The sequence below is a fragment of the Zemynaea arenosa genome, from assembly GCF_004614185.1.
Classification (GTDB): Bacteria; Pseudomonadota; Gammaproteobacteria; order Burkholderiales; family Burkholderiaceae_D; genus Telluria; species Telluria arenosa.
On the sequence record NZ_SPVF01000210.1, the window covers coordinates 1 to 18854 of the forward strand.

Annotated in this window: 16 protein-coding genes and 1 pseudogene; 11 read left to right on the forward strand and 6 right to left on the reverse strand. The window is 67.4% G+C overall.

Features of this window, described 5'->3' with window-relative positions; all coding sequences use genetic code 11:
- Positions 1–360: pseudogene (locus E4L96_RS16240) on the forward strand (hypothetical protein); the annotation flags it as partial.
- 100 nt (positions 361–460) lie between these two features.
- Here the strand turns inward: E4L96_RS16240 and E4L96_RS16245 are convergent.
- Positions 461–805, reverse strand: coding sequence for a hypothetical protein (locus tag E4L96_RS16245; RefSeq protein ID WP_229414556.1), 345 nt, complete (start codon positions 803–805; stop codon positions 461–463).
- A 147-nt stretch (positions 806–952) separates the two neighbouring features.
- Entirely contained in the window at positions 953–1606 is a 654-nt protein-coding gene (locus E4L96_RS16250; protein WP_135208260.1) for an ABC transporter ATP-binding protein, read from the reverse strand.
- Positions 1607–1723: 117 nt separating this feature from the next.
- On the opposite strand from E4L96_RS16250, the gene egtD reads away from it, so the two are divergent.
- Genes egtD through E4L96_RS16270 form a run of 4 tightly spaced genes read left to right on the forward strand, consistent with a single transcriptional unit; the run spans position 1724 to position 6050 of the window.
- Positions 1724–2683: an L-histidine N(alpha)-methyltransferase gene (egtD, locus tag E4L96_RS16255; protein ID WP_370660752.1), complete on the forward strand. Its 960-nt coding sequence runs from the start codon at positions 1724–1726 to the stop codon at positions 2681–2683.
- Positions 2680–3918, forward strand: a complete 1239-nt coding sequence (gene egtB / locus E4L96_RS16260) for an ergothioneine biosynthesis protein EgtB (protein ID WP_135208262.1) — start codon at positions 2680–2682, stop codon at positions 3916–3918. The genes egtD and egtB overlap by 4 nt, the downstream gene beginning before the upstream one ends.
- 30 nt (positions 3919–3948) lie before the next feature.
- Positions 3949–4824, forward strand: a complete 876-nt coding sequence (locus E4L96_RS16265; protein WP_135208285.1) for a YihY/virulence factor BrkB family protein — start codon at positions 3949–3951, stop codon at positions 4822–4824.
- A 20-nt stretch (positions 4825–4844) separates the two neighbouring features.
- The gene (locus E4L96_RS16270) at positions 4845–6050 is read left to right on the forward strand and encodes a glycosyltransferase (RefSeq protein ID WP_135208263.1); all 1206 of its coding nucleotides are present in this window, start codon (positions 4845–4847) and stop codon (positions 6048–6050) included.
- Positions 6051–6246: 196 nt separating this feature from the next.
- On the opposite strand, the gene leuA is transcribed toward E4L96_RS16270, so the two are convergent.
- A complete protein-coding gene (gene leuA, locus E4L96_RS16275; RefSeq protein WP_135208264.1) occupies positions 6247–7944 on the reverse strand; it encodes a 2-isopropylmalate synthase in 1698 nt (565 codons plus the stop codon).
- 344 nt (positions 7945–8288) lie between these two features.
- Here leuA and E4L96_RS16280 point away from each other — a divergent pair, with 344 nt between their 5' ends.
- From E4L96_RS16280 to E4L96_RS16300, 5 genes are all read left to right on the forward strand, one after another.
- Complete coding sequence (locus E4L96_RS16280) at positions 8289–8699, forward strand: MarR family winged helix-turn-helix transcriptional regulator (RefSeq protein ID WP_229414558.1); 411 nt, start codon at positions 8289–8291, stop codon at positions 8697–8699.
- Between the two features lie 50 nt (positions 8700–8749).
- Positions 8750–10255 carry a DHA2 family efflux MFS transporter permease subunit gene (locus tag E4L96_RS16285; RefSeq protein WP_229414560.1) on the forward strand — a complete coding sequence of 502 codons (1506 nt, stop codon included), beginning with the start codon at positions 8750–8752 and terminating at the stop codon, positions 10253–10255.
- A gap of 28 nt (positions 10256–10283) precedes the next feature.
- On the forward strand, positions 10284–11729 hold the full coding sequence (locus E4L96_RS16290) for an efflux transporter outer membrane subunit (protein WP_135208267.1): 1446 nt from the start codon (positions 10284–10286) through the stop codon (positions 11727–11729).
- A 6-nt stretch (positions 11730–11735) separates the two neighbouring features.
- Positions 11736–12905 carry an HlyD family secretion protein gene (locus E4L96_RS16295; protein ID WP_135208268.1) on the forward strand — a complete coding sequence of 390 codons (1170 nt, stop codon included), beginning with the start codon at positions 11736–11738 and terminating at the stop codon, positions 12903–12905.
- A 123-nt stretch (positions 12906–13028) separates the two neighbouring features.
- On the forward strand, positions 13029–14465 hold the full coding sequence (locus E4L96_RS16300; protein ID WP_135208269.1) for a cytochrome P450: 1437 nt from the start codon (positions 13029–13031) through the stop codon (positions 14463–14465).
- Here the strand turns inward: E4L96_RS16300 and E4L96_RS16305 are convergent.
- From E4L96_RS16305 to senB, 3 genes are read right to left on the reverse strand one after another with little or no spacing between them, the layout of a single operon-like run.
- Positions 14413–15480, reverse strand: a complete 1068-nt coding sequence (locus tag E4L96_RS16305) for an RNA methyltransferase (protein WP_135208270.1) — start codon at positions 15478–15480, stop codon at positions 14413–14415. The two genes, E4L96_RS16300 and E4L96_RS16305, sit on opposite strands and share 53 nt — an antisense overlap.
- Positions 15481–15538: 58 nt before the next feature.
- Complete coding sequence (selD, locus tag E4L96_RS16310) at positions 15539–16600, reverse strand: selenide, water dikinase SelD (protein WP_135208271.1); 1062 nt, start codon at positions 16598–16600, stop codon at positions 15539–15541.
- Positions 16601–16632: 32 nt separating this feature from the next.
- On the reverse strand, positions 16633–17622 hold the full coding sequence (gene senB, locus E4L96_RS16315; protein WP_135208272.1) for a selenoneine biosynthesis selenosugar synthase SenB: 990 nt from the start codon (positions 17620–17622) through the stop codon (positions 16633–16635).
- Between the two features lie 32 nt (positions 17623–17654).
- Here senB and senA point away from each other — a divergent pair, with 32 nt between their 5' ends.
- Positions 17655–18848 carry a selenoneine synthase SenA gene (gene senA / locus E4L96_RS16320; RefSeq protein WP_181017623.1) on the forward strand — a complete coding sequence of 398 codons (1194 nt, stop codon included), beginning with the start codon at positions 17655–17657 and terminating at the stop codon, positions 18846–18848.
- The last annotated feature ends 6 nt before the right edge of the window (positions 18849–18854 follow it).

Genomic DNA, 18854 nt, shown 5'->3' on the forward strand with positions numbered 1-18854 from the left:
GCATCCCCCGCTGCCAAACCCACGCCCGCCGCCAAGGCGGCCAAGCCCGCCAAGGTCGTGAAAGCCAGCAAGCCCGCGAAATCCGCCGGCCGCCCCGACACGCCGGTGCCCGCCGAATCCGCCCCGCAGGACAAGCCCCGCAAGGTCAAACTCGTCCGTGACAGCTTCACCATGCCCGAGCAGGAATACGCCGTCCTCGCGCAAGTGAAGAAAGCCTGCCTGAAAGCCGGCATCGAGGTGAAGAAGAGCGAGCTCCTGCGCATCGGCGTCGCCCTGATCAGCCAGATCGACATGGCGACTTTGCAAAGCGTCCTGGAAAGCCTGCCCCAGCTGAAAACCGGCCGTCCCCGCAGCGAATAACCGGTCGCATCAAAAGAAAAGGGACGCCCACCGCCCCCGCGGTGCTCGTCCCTTACTCGTCAGCACGGGCAAGCAATCGTTTGCCTGCCCCGCAAAAAAATCAGTGCATCGCCACCGCTTGCACCTGGGCCTGGGCCGGCACCGTGCGCGCCGGCGGCGTCGTGCCAGCCTGTGCCGTCAGTTCCTTCAGTTCCTTGATCGAGATATCCGACTTTTCGTGCATGCGCAGCAGGATGGTCGCGCCCACGGCCAGCTTGCGGTGGCGGATCTTGCTGATGATCGGCGGCTGCACTTCCAGAACGCGGCACAGTTCGGCATCGTTCTTCAGCTTCATCTTTTCGATCAGCGTATCGAGCAGCTTGTTCGGCACGAAGCTCGACGGTTCGAGCGCGCGGGCGCGGTTCATGGCTTCGATCATTTCCAATTTGCGTTGGCGGACGCTCATTCGGGTTCCCTCCCAGTGTGACATTTGGTGAGATTCTCACCGGATATATTTTGAAGGGATATTACTACGTTAATAGTGCCGATGGAACATTTTTGCCATCAATTCGATGCAAAAAGTTGTAAAGATGAGATAGATGTTGCCGTACAGCTAAGCCACGCAAGCGTTTGCGAGCCCTGTCCGGGTCAGAACAATCGTTTGATCGGCTTTTTCCGCCGCCGCGTGGGAGTGGGTGACCATGACTGCGCATGCATGGCTTGCTTTCAGCTCGTTGCGTAAAAGCGTGAGAATTGACTCGGCGGTTTCCGGGTCGAGGTTGCCCGTTGGCTCATCCGCGAGCACCAGGGCGGGACGGTGTACCAGGGCCCGCGCGATGGCCACGCGCTGCAATTCGCCGCCGGAGAGCTGGCTCGGAAAATCGCCGCCGCGCCCGCCGAGGCCGACTGCGTCGAGCATCTCCGCCGCCCGCTGGGTCGGCATGCGGTTCAGCAGCAGCGGCAGCGCCACGTTCTGTTCCAGCGTCAGGTGCGGCAGAACGTGGAAGGCCTGGAACACGAAGCCCATGCGGGCGCGGCGCAACCGGGTCGCTGCCCGGTCGTCCAGCGCCGTGATGGATTGGCCATCGAGCACGATCTCGCCGCTGTCGGGCCGGTCCAGGCCTGCGATGAGGTTCAGCAGGGTCGACTTGCCGACGCCGGACTCGCCCATGATGGCGACGAACTCGCCGGCGCGGAAGGTGTGGGAGAGGCCGCGCAAGACGTCGCGGCCGCCGTAGGATTTGCGAAGGTCGCGCAGTTCCAGCATGGGACTCCGGGGGCAGGTGGCAGGGCGCAGGCCGCCGCTCAAGAGTTGCGCGCGCTTGCTTCTGAGGTGTTCATATATGATAACAAAATCAAGTTGCGGCCATCGCCACCGAGGACCATGCCCATGCAAACTTCGCACCGAGCCTTCCGCAGTCCATCCGTGTTCGCCGAGCTGACTGCAGGGCTCGCCGCAGACCACGCGCATATCTCCCCCAAATATTTGTACGACGCCTTGGGTTCACGCCTGTTCGAGTCCATCTGCGAACTCGACGAGTACTACCCCACGCGCACGGAAGCCGCCATCTTTGCCCAGCATGCGGACGCGATCGCGCGTGCGGTCGGGCAGGGCGCCACCATCATCGACCTCGGTGCCGGCAACTGCGCCAAGGCGGAACGGCTGTTTCCGGCGCTGCGGCCGGCGCAATACGTGCCGATCGATATCTCGGCCGACTTCCTGACAGAAGCGGTGACCCGCCTGCACCAGCGCTTCCCGGACATCGACATGCTGCCGCTCGGCCTGGACTTCTCGGCCGACCTGGCGCTGCCGCCGCGCGTGCGCACCGACAAGCGGCTGTTCTTCTACCCCGGCTCATCGATCGGCAACTTCACGCCGCTCGAAGCGGCCGCCTTCCTGCGCCGTGCGCATGCCCAGTGCGGCGACGACGGCGGCCTGCTGATCGGCGTGGATCTGGTCAAGGACGCCGCAGTGCTCAACGCGGCGTATGACGACGCACTGGGCGTCACGGCTGCCTTCAACCTGAATATCCTGCGCAATGCCAACCGGCAGGCGGGCACGGACTTCAACCCGGCGCAGTGGAAGCATGTCGCCTTCTTCAACCCGACGCAGTCGCGCATCGAGATGCACCTGGAGGCGCGCGAGGCGCTGGCCGTGCGCTGGGATGGCGCGGTGCGGCGCTTCATGGCCGGGGAGCGCATTCACACCGAGAACAGCTACAAGTACACGCTGGACAGCGCACCCGCGCTGCTGCGCTCCGCCGGGTTCCATCCTGCGCAGGTGTGGACCGACGAGCGCCAGTGGTTCGCGCTGATCTATGCCCGCGCCGGGGCCCGCGCATGAACCGCGCTGCGGAATTCGCGTCCGTCGCCGCCTACGATGCGGTGCGCCGCCGTACGCTGGAGCTGTCGGCGCCGCTGTCCGCCGAGGACTGCTGCGCCCAGTCGATGCCGGATGCGAGTCCGGTCAAGTGGCATCTCGCGCACACCACGTGGTTCTTCGAGACCTTCATTCTGGAGCGCTTCGAGCCTGGATTCCGGCCGTTTCATCCGGCCTTCCGGGTGCTCTTCAATTCCTATTACAACGGCATCGGCGCCAAGCATCCGCGCCCGCAGCGCGGGCTGCTCACGCGGCCGTCGCTGGACGAAGTGCTGGCCTACCGCGCGCAGGTGGATGAGCGTATCGCCCGGCTGATGGCGGAGCGCGGCGCGGACGCGCAGCTCACGCCACTGCTGGAGCTGGGGCTGCACCATGAGCAGCAGCATCAGGAACTGATCCTCACGGACGTCAAGCACCTGCTGGCGCAGAATCCGCTGTTCCCGGCGTATGCCACCGAACCCTTTGCGGCGGCGCCGCCCGCCGCACCGCTCGCGTGGGTGCCGTTCGAGGGCGGGCTGGTGGACATCGGACACGCGAGCCCCGGCTTCTGCTTCGATAACGAACTGCCGCGCCACCGCGAGTATCTGCAGCCCTACCAGCTGGCGTCGCGCCTCGTTACCAACGGCGAGTTCCTGCAGTTCGTGGAAGATGGTGGCTACACGACACCCGCCCTGTGGCTGTCCGAAGGCTGGGATGCCGTCAGCACCCAGCAGTGGGAGCATCCGTTCTACTGGCGGCGCGGCGATGACGGAGGATGGTACGAATTCACCCTGCACGGACTCGTGCCGTTGGACCTTGAGCGCCCGGCGACGCACCTGTCCTTGTACGAGGCCGACGCCTACGCCCAGTGGACCGGTGCCCGCCTGCCGACGGAAGCGGAGTGGGAGCACGCCGCAGCATCGCACGCCATCGAGACCGGCGCGCTGCACCCCGCCGCCGCATCCGGTGCTGGCCTGGCCCAGCTCTATGGCCAATGCTGGCAATGGACCAGCAGCAGCTACGGCCCATACCCCGGCTTCGCCCCGGCGCCCGGCGCGATTGGTGAATACAACGGCAAGTTCATGCTCAACCAGTACGTGCTGCGCGGTTCCTCGTGCGCGACACCCGCCGGACACGCGCGCCCCAGCTACCGCAACTTCTTCCCCGCGCACGCGCGCTGGCAGTTCACCGGACTCCGGCTGGCGCGTCAAGGAGGCTGAGTGGCCCGTCGTTTCAACGACCGCCGCGCCATGGTCTATGTGACGCGGCATCCGCTCGATTTCACGCTGCAGGTGCTCAAGGGCTTTCGCGCCAACCAGGGTCTCCTGCTCGCGGGTGCCGTGGCCTACTACGCGCTGCTCTCCATCGTCCCGTTCCTGATGCTGCTGGTGGTGGTGCTGTCGCACTACATCGACCCTGGCCAGCTGCTGGGCACCATGAAGCGCTACCTGGAATGGCTGGTGCCCGGGCAGTCCGCGTCCATCACCGCGGAGCTGACCCACTTCCTCGACCATCGGGACGTGATTACCTGGGTGCTCGTGGGGACCATGATCTTCTTCAGCTCACTCGCCTTTACGGTGCTGGAGAACGCGATGGCCGTCATCTTCCTGCATCGGAAGGCGCTACGCCGGCGGCACTTCCTCGTCTCCGCGGTGCTGCCTTACTGTTATGTGGTGGCGCTGGGGCTTGGCGCCACGCTGGTCACGCTGGTCGCGGGTGGGCTGCAGGTGATGGGCAAGGAGGAGATCGAGCTGCTGGGCGTGCAGTGGTCCCTGCATGGGCTGTCGGGCGCTTTGCTCTATCTGCTCGGGGTCGCGGGCGAGGTGCTGGTGCTGACCTCCATTTACTTCGTGATGCCGGTTGGCCGCCTGTCCTGGCGCCATGCGCTGATCGGCGGCGTGAGCGCGGCCCTGCTGTGGGAGATCGCGCGGCATGTGCTGGTCTGGTACTTCTCCACGCTGTCGCAGGTGAACCTGGTCTACGGGTCGATGACGACAGCGATCGTGGTCATGTTCTCGCTGGAGATCGGCGCGACCCTTCTGCTGCTGGGCGCGCAGGTGATCAGCGAATACGAGCGCGTGGGCCGTCCGGGCGGCCGGCGCGGCGAGCCGGAGGCGCCCCGTTAGTCGGGTAGAATCCGGCCACCATGGCACACATACATCTTTGCTGGGAACTGGGCGGAGGCCTCGGGCACGCGGTGCGGCTCAAAGGGCTGGCGCTTGAATTGCAGCGGCGCGGGCACCGCGTCAGCCTGTCCTTGCGGGAGCTGGTGCACACCCATACCGTGCTGCGCGATCTCGATTTGCCCAAGCTGCAGGCGCCGGTCTGGATGCACAAGACCGAGGGGCTGCCGGCGGAGCAGGCCAGCATGGCGGAGATCCTGCTCAGTTGCGGCTATCTGGTGCCGGATGCGCTGGATGGACTGGTGACGGGCTGGCGCTCGATCTTTTCGACGCTGCAGCCGGATTACGTGGTGGGAGATTACGCGCCCAGTGCGGCCATCGCCGCGCGCACGCTCGGCCTGCGCATGGCGATGCTGGGGATCGGCTTCTTCATGCCGCCCGCGGGCGTGGCGCTGCCGTCGCTGCGGCCGTGGGAGCAGATCGCGCCCGATCGCTTGCGGGCCACCGAGGCTCGCTTGCTCGATAGCGTCAATCGCGTGCTGGCGCTGCATGGCGCCGCGCCGGTGCGGTGGGCCTCGGATGTTCTGAATGCCGACCTGCCGCTGATGTGTTCATGGCCGGAGCTTGATCATTACGAGCGGCCGGAAGACGCGCTGCCGCATTGGTATGGGCCGGAGTTCAGTGCGCCCAACGGTGTGGCACCGGCCTGGCCGCCTGGTGATGGCCCGCGGGTGTTCTGCTACGTGCGGCATGCGCAGCCGGGCGCCCATGAGATGCTGCGCGCGCTGGTGGAGGAGGGCTGCGCGGTGCTGTGCTACATGCCGGAGGTCGCGGCGGGAATGGCGCCGCCGGTCGTGCATGCGTCCATCGTGTACAGCAAAGGTCCGGTGGCTTTGCATGACGCACTGCCCGCATGCGCGTTCTCGGTCAACTACGGCAACCACGCGACGGTAGCCCAGTCCCTGATGCATGGCGTACCGTGTTTGATGCTGCCCGCACAGCTGGAGCAGTTCCTGATGTCGCGCCGCGTCGAACGGCTCGGCGCCGGCATCAACGCCAGCGCACTGCCGCGCCCCGTGAACTGGCGCGCGGTGGTCCGCCGCATGCTGGACGACACCAGCCTGCGCACCGGCGCCGCCACTTTTCAGAAGCGCTACGGCGCCGTCCCCCTCGACCAGCGCGACGCCCTGCTGGCCGACGCCATCGAGTCCGACCTGCGCCGCCCCTAAAGTCCAGCCGACCCCTCCTCGGATTCCCTAACCCCCGGGGTACGTCCCCAGTTCGGCATCTTGTCCTCGGCCTTGTCGGAACTTCGGCCGCACTACGCCGAGGGAGCTCGCCAGCGCTACTGTTCGGGCTGCCGCCCAAACCGGTCGGGGTACGTCCCCCGTTTGGGATGTTGTCCAAGCGGTGGGCGGATTAGGCTTAGGCGGCGCTCGTGGCCACGGGCTGGGCGGATTCCGCTTCGCGCTGGGCGAGCTGGCGGTTCACGGCGGAGAGCACGGCCTTGAAGGACGCGGTCACGATGTTGCTGTCGATGCCGGCGCCGAACAGGGTCGGGCCGTCATCCAGGCGCAGCTCCACGTAGCACGCCGCCCGCGCGTTCGCACCGGAGCCGATCGCGTGTTCGTGATAGTCCATCAAACGGATATTCAGGCCGAGCGCATTCACGAAGGCGTCGATCGGTCCGTTGCCGCCACCCTGCAGAGCCACCGCCTGCTGCCGGTGGCCTACGGTGATCTCGATCTGCACCGGCTCATCGTTCGCGGAATCCTCCACCATCCGGTGCGACCCATACGACCATGGCGCGCTTTGTTCGAGGTACTCACGCGCGAAGATGGCGTGGATCTCGTCCGCTGTGATCTCGCGCCCGCTCGCATCCGCCACTTCCTGCACGGCGCGCGAGAACTCGATCTGCAAACGGCGCGGCAGCTGCAAGCCATAGGCCTGCTCCAGAAGGTAAGCCATCCCACCTTTGCCGGACTGGCTGTTTACGCGGATCACCGCATCGTAGCTGCGTCCCAGGTCCTGCGGATCGATCGGCAGATACGGAATCTCCCAGATCCCGTCCGCCCGCTGTTGCGCAAAGCCCTTCTTGATCGCGTCCTGGTGCGATCCCGAGAACGCGGTGAACACCAGGTCCCCCGCATACGGATGGCGCGGATGCACCGGCAGCTGGTTGCATTCCTCGACCACTTGGCGCACCGCGTCAATGTCCGAGAAGTCGAGCCCCGGATGCACGCCTTGCGTGTACAGGTTGAGCGCCAGCGTCACCAGGTCCACGTTACCGGTCCGCTCGCCATTCCCGAACAGGCAGCCCTCGACGCGTTCCGCGCCCGCCATCACCGCCAGCTCCGCCGACGCCACCGCCGTGCCCCGGTCATTGTGCGGGTGCACGCTAATGATGATCGAATCACGCCGCGCGATCTTCCGCGACATCCATTCGATCTGGTCCGCGTACACATTGGGCGTCGAGCACTCGACGGTGGAGGGCAAATTGACGATCATCTTGCGCTGCGGCGTCGGCTTCCATACCGCGCTGACCGCATCGACGATCTGCTTGGAGAAATCCAGCTCCGTGGTGGAGAAAGACTCCGGGGTGTACTCGAAGCCCCAGTCGGTCTGCGGGTGCTGGGCCACCAGCTCCTTGACCAGCTGCGTTCCGCGCACCGCGATCTGCACGATCTCCTCGCGCGGCAGCCCAAACACCACGCGCCGGAACACCGGCGCCACCGAGTTGTAGAGGTGGACGATGGCGCGCCTGGCGCCCGCCGCCGCGTCCACGGTGCGGCGGATCAGCTCATCGCGCGCTTGCGTGAGCACGATGATGGTCACGTCGTCCGGAATGCGGCCCTCGTCCACAAGCTTGCGCACGAAATCGAAATCGGTCTGCGAAGCGGACGGGAAACCGACCTCGATCTCCTTCAGTCCAATCTTCACCAGCATGTCGAAGAAGCGCAGCTTGCTCTCCACGCTCATCGGTTCGATCAGCGCCTGGTTCCCGTCGCGCAGGTCGGTGCTCATCCAGATGGGCGGCTTGGTGATGACATTGTTGGGCCACTGGCGGTCCGTGAGCTGGACGGCAGGGAAGGGACGGTATTTGGACGACGGGTTCTGCAACATGACGGGCTACTCCTGGACGAAATCGACAACGAAGGGTGTTGTGGCGATCAGGCGGCCGCGCGGCCACGGGCACTAGGCGCGGCAACCGGTCGGTAGGTGTAGCAGGAGCAGGGTGGGCGAAACAGACAGCATCTTCAACTTCCTTGTAGCGGTGCCGGAATAGCGTTCCGGCGGCGGGGCTTGGATCAAGCGCGCGCTGCTAGCAGGGATAGTAGTAGATGCAGGTGGAAGGACATGCAACGACTGTACGTGCCTTCACACAGCTTTGTCAAGCGTGCTAAAATAGTTCGATGTCTAATCATTAGACCGTAAATATTATGCTCTCTATCGAAGAACGATTTAGCATGGCGATGCACAACGCGGCCCGCACCTGGCGCCAGGCGCTGGACCGGCGCCTGCGCCATCTCGGCATGGGCCAGGCTAGCTGGCTGGCCATCGCCACCATCGCCAAGAGCGGCAACGTGCCGCCGTCGCAGGCCGAACTTGCGGCCAAGCTGGGCGTGGAAGCGCCCACCATGGTCTCGATGATCGACCGCCTGGTGAGGTCCGGCTACGTGCTGCGCCAGCCGTCGGAGACCGACCGCCGCGTCAAGCAGGTGGTGCTGACCGAGGACGGACAAAAGATCTACACCAGCGTCAAGGCCGAGGCCAACGCCCTGCGCCATGAGCTGCTGCGCGGGCTTGATCGCCAGCGCCTGGCTGATGCCGCCGACGTGCTGGAAGCCGTGATCGCCGCCGCGGAGGCCGAGGCTTGAGCTCTGCCGCAACAACAGCAGGTGCACCGGCCGCACCGGTGAACCGCACCATGATCACGCTGTCGATCATGCTGGCGACCATCATCCAGGCGCTCGACGGCACCATCGCCAACGTCGCGCTGCCGCACATGCAGGGCTCCCTGTCCGCCTCGCAGGACCAGATCACCTGGGTGCTCACGTCCTTCATCGTGGCCGCCGCCATCGCCACCCCGCTCACGGGCTGGCTGTGTGACCGCTTTGGCCAGAAGCGCGTATTCCTCGCCTCCATCGCCGGCTTCACCCTGGCCTCCGTGCTGTGCGGGATGGCGATGTCGCTGTCCCAGATCGTCGGTGCACGCCTGCTGCAAGGCCTGTTCGGCGCCGCGCTGGTGCCGCTGTCCCAGGCCGTCCTCCTGGACATCAACCCGCGCGAGAAGCACGGTTCCGCCATGGCCGTGTGGGGCATGGGCGTGATGATCGGTCCTATCCTCGGCCCCACGCTGGGCGGCTGGCTGACCGATAGCTACAGCTGGCGCTGGGTCTTCCTCATCAACGTGCCGGTGGGCGCGCTGGCCTTCTACGGCATCTGGCGCTACATCCGCAATGACACGCCGCAGCGCGGCATGCGCTTCGACGTCTTTGGCTTCGCGACCCTGAGCCTGGCCATCGGCGCGCTGCAGATGCTGCTGGACCGGGGAGAGCAGAACGACTGGTTCGCGTCCACCGAGACGTGGATCGAGGCGGTGCTGCTGGCCATCAGCCTGGCCTACTTCATCGCCCACACGGCGTTGAAACCTGCCGGCGAATCGTTCTTCGACTACCGGCTGCTGAAGAACTCCAACTACGTCACTGGCCTGCTGTTCATCTTCATCGTCGGCATGGTGCTGTTTGCGACGCGTGCTCTCACGCCGTCCATGCTGCAAGGCCTGCTCGGCTACCCGGCCATGCTGGCGGGGCTGGTGACGGCGCCGTCGGGCCTCGGCACCATGGTCGCCATGCTCGTCGTCGGCAAATTGACCGGCAAGATCGACACGCGCCTGCTGCTGGCGGCGGGCTTCTCCATCACCGCCTTCTCGCTGTGGCAAATGAGCCAGTTCTCGCTGGACCTGCTGCAAAGCCAGGTGGTGTGGTCCGGCGTGGTCCAGGGGATTGGTCTCGGCTTCGTGTTCGTGCCGCTGTCCGCCGCCACCTTCGCGACGCTGGACCCGCACATGCGCGCGCAGGGCACCGCGATCTACAGCCTGATTCGCAATATCGGCAGCTCGATCGGCATCGCGCTGGTGCAGACCCTCCTCGTCCGCAACACGCAGATCGCCCACTCGTCGCTGGTCGCGCACATCAACCCCGCCAATCCGGCGCTGCAAAATCCGCAGACGTCGCAGCTCCTGAATCTCAACGTTCCGGAAGGCTGGGCCGCGCTGAACGGCGAGATCACCCGCCAGGCCGCGATGATCGCCTACGTCGACGACTTCTATCTGATGATGATCTGCACGGCGCTGGTCCTGCCGCTGCTGATTTTGATTCGACCGCCGCGCCGCAATGCGCCGGTGGCCGTGGACCACGCCGCAATGGAATGACCCCGCAATGAATATCACAACGCGAACGATGACCCTCAAACCCCTCGCCGCGGCCGCGCTGGCACTGCTGCTGGCCGCCTGCGCCCACGTCCCGGCGGACCGCAGCGTGGCCAAACAGGCCGACGTCACCGCCATCACCTTGGCCAGCGACATCAAGCTCGCCAGCGAAGGCTGGCCTGCCGCCCAGTGGTGGACCGAATACAAAGACCCGCAGCTCGATGCGCTGATGGCCCGTGCGCTGAAGGGCGGCCCCTCGCTCGGCACCGCCGCCGCGCGCATCGCCTCCGCCGAATCGCTGCTCGCGTTCCAGCGCGCGGACGGCGGCATCGAGGCCAACCTGGTCGCGGGCGCCAACCGCCAGCGCTACTCCGGCACGGGCCTGTTCCCCGCGCCCATCGGCGGCGCCTACTTCACTGACGAATCGGTGCAGCTGCAAACGCGCTATGACTTCGACTGGTGGGGCAAGACCAAGGCGCAGGTCGCCGCCACAGCCGGCGAGGTGAACGCCCGCCGCGCCGAGTACGCACTGGCCGAGCAAAGCCTGGCCGCCGAAGTTGCGCAGTCCTACTTCGCGCTGCAATCTGCGTGGGCGCGCGACGCCATCCTCGCGGAGCTGGACAAGACACAGACAGCGATGGAGCAAGACCGCGCGCGCCGGGTGGCCGCGGGCCTGTCCCCGTCTGGCGAAGTGCAGACCGTGCGCCAGCTGCTGGCCGACGTGCGCCAGCAGCGCGCCCACGTCCAGTCCCTGGCGCTGCGCGAGCGTGAAGCCCTGCGCGCCTTGCTGGGCGAAAGCGGCGACGCACTGGCCGACCTGAAACCGCGCCCGCTGCCCGAGCTTCAGCACGCGCTCCCGTCGCGCCTCGGTATCGAGCTGCTGGCGCGCCGCGCGGACCTGCAGGCCGCCCGCTGGCGCGTGGAGTCCACGTTGTCGAAGATCGAAGTGGCCCGTGCCGCCTACTACCCGGACATCAACTTTTCCGCTTCCATCGGCCTGGATACGATCTCGCTGTCCAAGCTCCTCAACTGGAACAGCCGCACGCTGGCCTTTGGCCCCTCCACCTCGGTGCCGCTGTTCGACACCCAGCGCCTGGACGCGCGCCTGGACGCCGCCCGCAATGAGCGCAACGAGATCGTGGCCGACTATAACCAGCGCGTGTACACCGTGGTGCGCACCGTGGCGCAGGCGGGCGTGGACGTGAAGGACATCGACCGCCAGCGCGCCGAACACGAAGGCGCCACCGCCGCCACCGTCGCGCTGCTGCGCGGCGCCGAGGCCAAGGTCAAGCAGGGCCTGGTGGACAAAGGCTTCCTGCTCAACGCCCAGGCCAACGCGCTGCGCCAGCAGGACATCGGCCTGCAGCTCAATGCCCAGCGCCTGACCGCCGAAGTGGCGCTGGTGCGCGCCCTCGGCGGCGGCTACCGCCACGACACGCTGCCGCCCGTCGCAGCCCTGACCAAACCAACGAAGTAAATCATCATGACCACCGCAGACAAAGCAGCGACCCAAGACTCCAAAGACAATCCCCGCAAGCGCAAGCTGGTCCTCGGCGCCATCACCGCGCTGTTCATCGTGGCAGGCCTGGCCTACGCCGTGTACTACAACGCCGTGCTGTCGCACGAAGAAGAAACCGACGACGCTTACGTGGGCGGGAACATGGTGACCGTGACCTCGCAGGTGACCGGCAACGTGGCCGAGATCCGCGCCGACGAAACCCAGATGGTGCAAGCCGGCGCGCCGCTGGTGCGCCTGGACCCGGTCGATGCGGAACTGGCGCTGGAACAGGCCCAGGCGCGCCTTGGCAACGCCGTGCGCCAGCTGCGCGAGCGCTACACCGGCGTGGCCCAGTACGAGGCCGCGCTGCGCCAGCGCGAGCTGACGGTGAAGACCGCGCAGGATGACCTGAACCGCCGCCTGCCGCTCGCCGCCGACCACACCGTCTCCGGTGAAGAAGTGGCGCACGCACGCCGCGCGCTGGACGATGCCAAGGCGGCGCAGACGGTGGCGGCCAAGCAGCTGGACGCCGCGCGCGTCGGAATCGCGGGCGTGAATGTCGCCAGCCACCCGGCCGTGCAGGCCGCGCGGGCGGACGTGGTGCAAGCCTGGCTGGCCGTCCGCCGCAACGCGATCCCCGCGCCGGTGTCCGGCTACGTCGCCAAGCGCAGCGTGCAGGTGGGCAGCCGCGTGACGCCCGGGACCTCGCTCATGTCCATCGTCCCGCTGGACCAGCTGTGGGTGGACGCCAACTTCAAGGAGTCGGAGCTCAAGAATATTCGCGTGGGCCAGCCCGCCGAAGTGGTGGCCGACATCTACGGCAGCAAGGTGACCTACCACGGCAAGGTGCTCGGCATGTCGGCCGGTACCGGCAGCGCGTTCTCGCTGCTGCCCGCGCAGAACGCGACTGGCAACTGGATCAAGGTGGTGCAGCGCGTCCCGGTGCGCATTGCGCTCGATCCGAAAGAACTGGCCCAGCACCCGCTGCGTGTCGGCCTCTCGGCCACGGTGACAGTGGATACCAAGTCCGGTGGCAGCACTTTGGGCACGGCCGCACCGAACGCCCCGGTCTACACCACCACGGCCCTCAACCAGCCACTCAAGGAAGCGGAGGCCGCGGCCGACGCCATCGTGGCCCGCAATATGGCTCACTAAGTCATTTCGCGCTCCGCCGGCGGCGATGCCGGTTGCGCCAAGTTGGCTCTCCAAGCCATTCCGCGCTCCGCCGGCGGCGCTGCCGGCTGCGTTATAGTGATCGTCCCCGCTGAGGAGAAGACGATGACTACGCTGACCGACACCGCCCGCCTGCGTCCCATCTCCAGCCTGCCGTCGCCCGGCGGGCTGCCCATCCTCGGCAACGTTCACCAGCTGGACAAGGACCGCGCCCATCTCGTGCTGGAAGAGTGGTCGCGCCAGCTCGGGCCCCTGTACCGCTACCGCATGCTGCACCTGGAGATCGTGGTCTGTGCCCTGCACGACACCACGGCCTCGCTGCTGCGCGCCCGGCCGGACCGCTTCCGCCGCACCGTGCGCACGGCGGAGATCATGGAGGAGCTGGGCGTCTCCGGCGTGTTTTCGGCCGAAGGCGATGCCTGGCGTGCGCAGCGCAAGACCGTGATGCGGGCCTTGACGCCGGAGGTGGTCCACCGCTTCCATCCGACCCTGCGCGCCATGACCGAGCGCCTGCGCCGCCGCTGGATGACGCAGCTGGCCGCAGGTGCGCAACCCGACGTCTTGCGCGACCTGAAAGCGTGGACGTTGGACGTCACCATCTCGCTCGCCATGGGGCAGGACATCAACACCCTGGAGCACCCGGACAACCCGCTCCAGCGCGATATCGAATACGTGTTCGCCACCCTCGGGCGGCGCGTGGTGTCGGCGCTGCCGTACTGGCGCTATGTGCAGCTGCCACAGGACCGCGAGGCGGTGGCCGCGATGGCGCGCATCCGCCAGGCAGTGACGGGGTTTATCGCCGAAACCCGCGCGCGGCTGGGCGATGAGCCGGAGCGCTGCGTGCGCCCCTCCAATCTGCTGGAAGCGTTGCTGGTGCTGGCCGAGGAACCCAATTCCGGCGTCACCGACCACCTGGTGGTCAGCGAGGCAATCACCATGGTGTTCGCGGGCGAGGACACCACGTCCAACTCGGCCGCCTGGCTACTCGATTTCGCCGCGCGCGATGCCCGCGTCGCGGCGGCCATCACCAAGGAAGCCGACGCCATCCTCGGCGCGGAGACCGTGCTGCCGGACCACCATGCGTTCGACCGCTTCACCTACCTGGAGGCGGCCATCCGCGAGGCGATGCGGCTGAAACCCGTGGCCGCGATCATGCCGCTGGAGGCCATCGAGGAGACGGACATCGAGGGCGTGCGTATCCCGAAAGGGACGATCATCGTGCTGCTGCTGCGCCGTGGCGCCGAGCTGGCGATGCGTCTCCCGGATTGGCCGCAGTTCCGGCCGGAGCGCTGGCTGGAGGAGGGCGCCCAGCAGGCGGTCGATGATCCCGGCCGCGCCATGTTCCCGTTTGGTGGCGGGCCGCGTTTCTGTCCTGGGCGTTATCTCGCCATGGCGGAGATGAAGGTGGCGCTGTCGATGCTCTTCAAGAATTTCGACCTGTCGCTGGACGCGAATGCGCCGCCGGTGAAGGAGTGCTTCACCTTCACCGTCACGCCGAGCGCACTGCCGGTGCTGCTGGCTGCGCGCGCCGTACCAGCGTGACGGGCTGGCTGCCATCGGCGGCGAGCGCGCGGGCGCGCAACTGGCCGCAGCCACCATCCACGTCCTGACCCGCCGAGTCGCGCAGTTTGGTCAGCACGCCGCGCGCGTGCAGGCGGGCCGCGATGGCGCGCGCCTGCTCCCAGGACGGGCGGCGGAACGCCAGGCCGGGGATGGTGTTATACGGGATCATGTTGAGCACTGCGTATTTCCCCGCCAGCAGGCCCACGATGCCGTCCAGTTCTTCCTCGCTGTCGTTGACGCCTTCCAGCAATGTCCACTGGTACTGGATCGGGTAGCCGGTGGCGCGTGCGTAGGCTTCGCCCATCTCCACGATCTCGCGCGGCGCCATGCGCGGCGCGTTGGGCAGCAGTTCGGCGCGCAGGTCCGCGCGGGTGGTGTGCAGGGAGAGCGCGAGCGCGGGCTTGACCGGCCCGGCCAGCAGCCGCTCCGGCACCCGCGGGTCGCCAACGGTTGAGAACACCAGGTTCTTGTGCGCGATATTGCCCTCGATGCCGAGCAGTTCGATCGCGGGGAGTACGTTGGCGAGGTTGTGGGCGGGTTCGCCCATGCCCATGAAGACCACCTTCTTCACCGGCCGGAGGGTGCGGGCCAGCGCGACCTGCGCGACGATTTCGCCGCTGGTCACCTGGCGCAGCAGGCCGCTGCGGCCAGTCATGCAGAACTGGCAGCCGACCGCGCAGCCGACCTGGCTGGAGACGCACAGGCCATCGCGCGGAAGGAGCACGCTTTCCACGGTCTGGCCGTCGGCCAGGGCGACCAACAGGCGCATGGAGCCGTCGTCGGCGGGGTGCTGGGACCGGATCGAAGCCATGGCGGAGAGGTCCGCGTCCAGCGCGGGCAGGATGGCGCGGACGGACAGCGGCAGGTAGTCCTGCGCCGGGCGGCGGCCCGCGTCGCGCGAGCGGCCCTGCACCCAGTCGCGCAGGATGCGGCGCACGTGTTCGTCCTGTGCGCCCGCCTCCCGCAGACGCTGGCGGATGATGTCCAGCTGCATGCTCGGTGTCTCGCTGCGGTCGTGTTGTGGGCCAGGCGGCGGAAAACTGGGCGACCGGTCAGGCTTCGACGGTCACGCCGGGCGCGCCCGCGCCCATGCGGCCAATGACGGCGGCGTGGCCGAAGCCTTCGCGGCGGAACAGGTCCAGCACGTCGTCCACGGCCGACGGATCGCAGGAAACCAGCAGGCCGCCGGAGGTTTGCGGGTCGGTGAGCAGCGCCTGCTGGGCGGCGCTGACGTTGGCGGACAGCGTGACTTCGTGGCCGTACGCAGCCCAGTTGCGGCCCGAGGCGCCGGTGAAGTAGCCGTCCTTGGCCAGCTGCTCGACGCCCGGCAGCAGCGGGATGCGCGGCATCTCCAGCGTGGCCGTGAGCTGCGCGCCGCGCGCCAGTTCCAGCAGGTGGCCCAGCAGGCCGAAGCCGGTGACGTCGGTCAGCGCGTGCACGCCGGGCATGTCGGCCAGCAGGCGGCCGGGCTTATTCAGCTTGGTGGTGTTCTCGATCATGGCGGCATAGCCCTCGGCGCCGAGCACATTCTTTTTCAGCGCCGCGGACAGCACGCCCACGCCCAGCGGCTTGCCGAGGATGAGGACATCGCCCGCGCGCGCGTCCGCGTTGCGCTTGACCTTGGATGGATGCACGAGGCCCAGCACCACCAGGCCATAGATCGGCTCCACCGAGTCGATGGTGTGGCCGCCTGCGATCGGGATGCCCGCTTCCGCGCACACCGACTCACCGCCCTTGATGATCTGGCCGATGGTCTCGATCGGCAGTTTGTTGATTGGCATGCCCACCAGCGCGAGCGCCATGATCGGCGTGCCGCCCATGGCGTAGACGTCCGAGATGGCGTTGGTGGCGGCGATGCGGCCGAAGTCGAACGGATCGTCGACGATCGGCATGAAGAAGTCGGTGGTGGCGATCAGCGCCTGCTCGTCATTGAGCTTGTAGACGGCGGCGTCGTCGGCGGTCTCGATGCCGACCATGAGCTCCTTCGGCACGGGGAAGCCGTGCGAATTCTTGAGAATCTCGGACAGCACGCCCGGCGCAATCTTGCACCCGCAGCCGCCGCCATGCGAAAAAGAAGTCAGCCGGATCGGCTCAGTGGTCGTCGTCGTGGTCATGATGAGGCATCGTCGAAACGGGAAGAGCGTGATTATCTCACGGGCGACAGCAGTGCGGCGGCGAGGGCGCGGACGGCCGCGGCTTCGCGCTCCGGAGCGAACAGCGGGGCGCGGGCGGCGGATTGGGTGCGGAGGAGGGCGTAGTAGGCGGGGTCGGTGACGCTGCGGGTCGCCAGGGCGGCGAGAGCAGCGGCATCGCCGGCCGGGAAGAAGCCGGCATAGTCGTCGCCCAGCATGCCGCGGTTGCCAGGGATGTCGCTGGCGAGGACCGGCGTCCCGGCCGTCACGGCCTCGATGATGACATTGGCCCCGGCCTCCATCAGCGACGTAATCACCATCGCATGGCTGCGCTTCAGGCGCTGGCGCGTGTCGCCGTGCGGCAGGCTGCCTAGCCACTGGAAGTTGCGGCTATGCGCGGCCTGCGCGGCCTCCCCGAGCTGCGGCTCCAGCGCGTTGCCGATCAACGTAAAGCGGATGCGCCGATCCTCGATCAACTGGCTGGCGCGGATGAAGGTTAGCGGATCTTTCTCGCGCCGCAGATGCCCCGCCATCACAAAGTCGATATGCCGCCGCGCGAGCGGATGCGAATACGCCGCCAGCGGCGGCGCGGACTGGTAGATCACCTGCGCCTTGGCTTGTGCCGGCACAGGCAGCACCTCCAGCGCCTTCGGCTGCAGCACCACGATGCGCGTGGCCTGCTCCAGGGCCGCCAAGGCATCGAGCCTGCCAGAGGCTCCGGCAGGGCCGGAACCCGGCAAGTCACGGTACAAGTCCGTCCCCGTCATGACCAGCACCGACGGCCGCCCGGTGGCCGCGAAGGCCGCGAGCGAGGGCGCGGAGCGCAGCGCGTGCAGCCCGATCATCAGGTCCGGCACCGGGTCGCCCGGCTCCCAGCCGCGCACGATGCGCACGCGGTAGCCCGGCCGCAGGAACTGCGCCCAGCGGCTGGCTGTCTGCCAGTTGCCGTTGTTCTCCCGCTTCTCGGCGGGGCTGACGATCAGGATGTCTCCGGCGGCCGCCATGCCTTCCCTTGAAAAGCCGCTACAATCGCGGCATGACCTCATCGCCTGCATCGTTCCGCTCCGCCAGCCCCGAGGAGCTGGCAGTCGCGCTGCAGGATGCGCGGCATTATACGTTAAGCCTGTTCGACCAATTTGCCGCCGCGGGCTATGACACGCTGACCCGCGTCCCGCACATCCGCACGATTAACCCGCCCTTGTGGGAGCTCGGCCACCTGGCCTGGTTCGCCGAGTGGTACATCCTGCGCGAAGCGACGTCCAGTCACCCGGCCGCCGCCCACGGCAGCAGCCTGCTGACCCGCGGCGACGACTGGTTCGACTCCAACACCGTCCCGCACCGCACCCGCTGGGCGCTGGACCTGCCGTCGCCCGGCGCCATCCGCACCTACTGCCGCGAGGTGCTGGACCGCGCGCTGGACAAGCTGACCCGCACCCCGCACTCGAACGCCGCCCTGTATCCCTATCGGCTGGCCCTCGCGCATGAAGACATGCATGGCGAAGCCTTCCTCTACACCATGCAGACCATCGGCGTCGAACCACCGCGCGACGCGCTGCTGCCGCAGCACGGCGTGGCCCAGCGCGAGATCGCCTACCCCGGTGGCACCCTGGCCATGGGCTCGGACCCGCACGGCCCCTTCGCCTTCGATAACGAGAAGCCGCCGCACGAGGTCTGCGTGCCCGCCTTTGCGATCGACGCCTCGCTGGTCACCAATGCCCAGTACCAGGACTTCATCGACGACGGCGGCTACCAGAACGCGCGCTGGTGGAGCGCGGCGGGCAAGGCCTGGCTGATGCAGCAGGAGCGCTCGTCGCCCCGCTATTGGGCCCGCACGGGCGACGGCTGGAGCCTGCGCCGCTTCGGCCACACCGGCGTCCCCGCACCTTACGAGCCGGTGCGCCATGTGAACCTGTTCGAAGCCCAGGCCTGGTGCGCCTGGGCCGGGCGCCGGCTGCCGGCCGAGGCGGAGTGGGAGTTCGCGGCCACCTCGCGCATACCCGGCTTTCGCTGGGGCCAGCTGTGGGAGTGGACGGCCACGCCGTTCGAGCCTTACCCCGGCTTTACGCCCGACCGCTACCTCGAATACTCGGAGCCCTGGTTCATGACGCACCAGTCCCTGCGCGGCGGCTCGTTTGCCACGCCGGGGCGGCTGCTGTCGCCGCGCTTCCGCAATTTCTACATGCCCGAGCGCGACGATATCTTCTGCGGGTTCCGCTCCTGCGCGCTGTGAATCGCG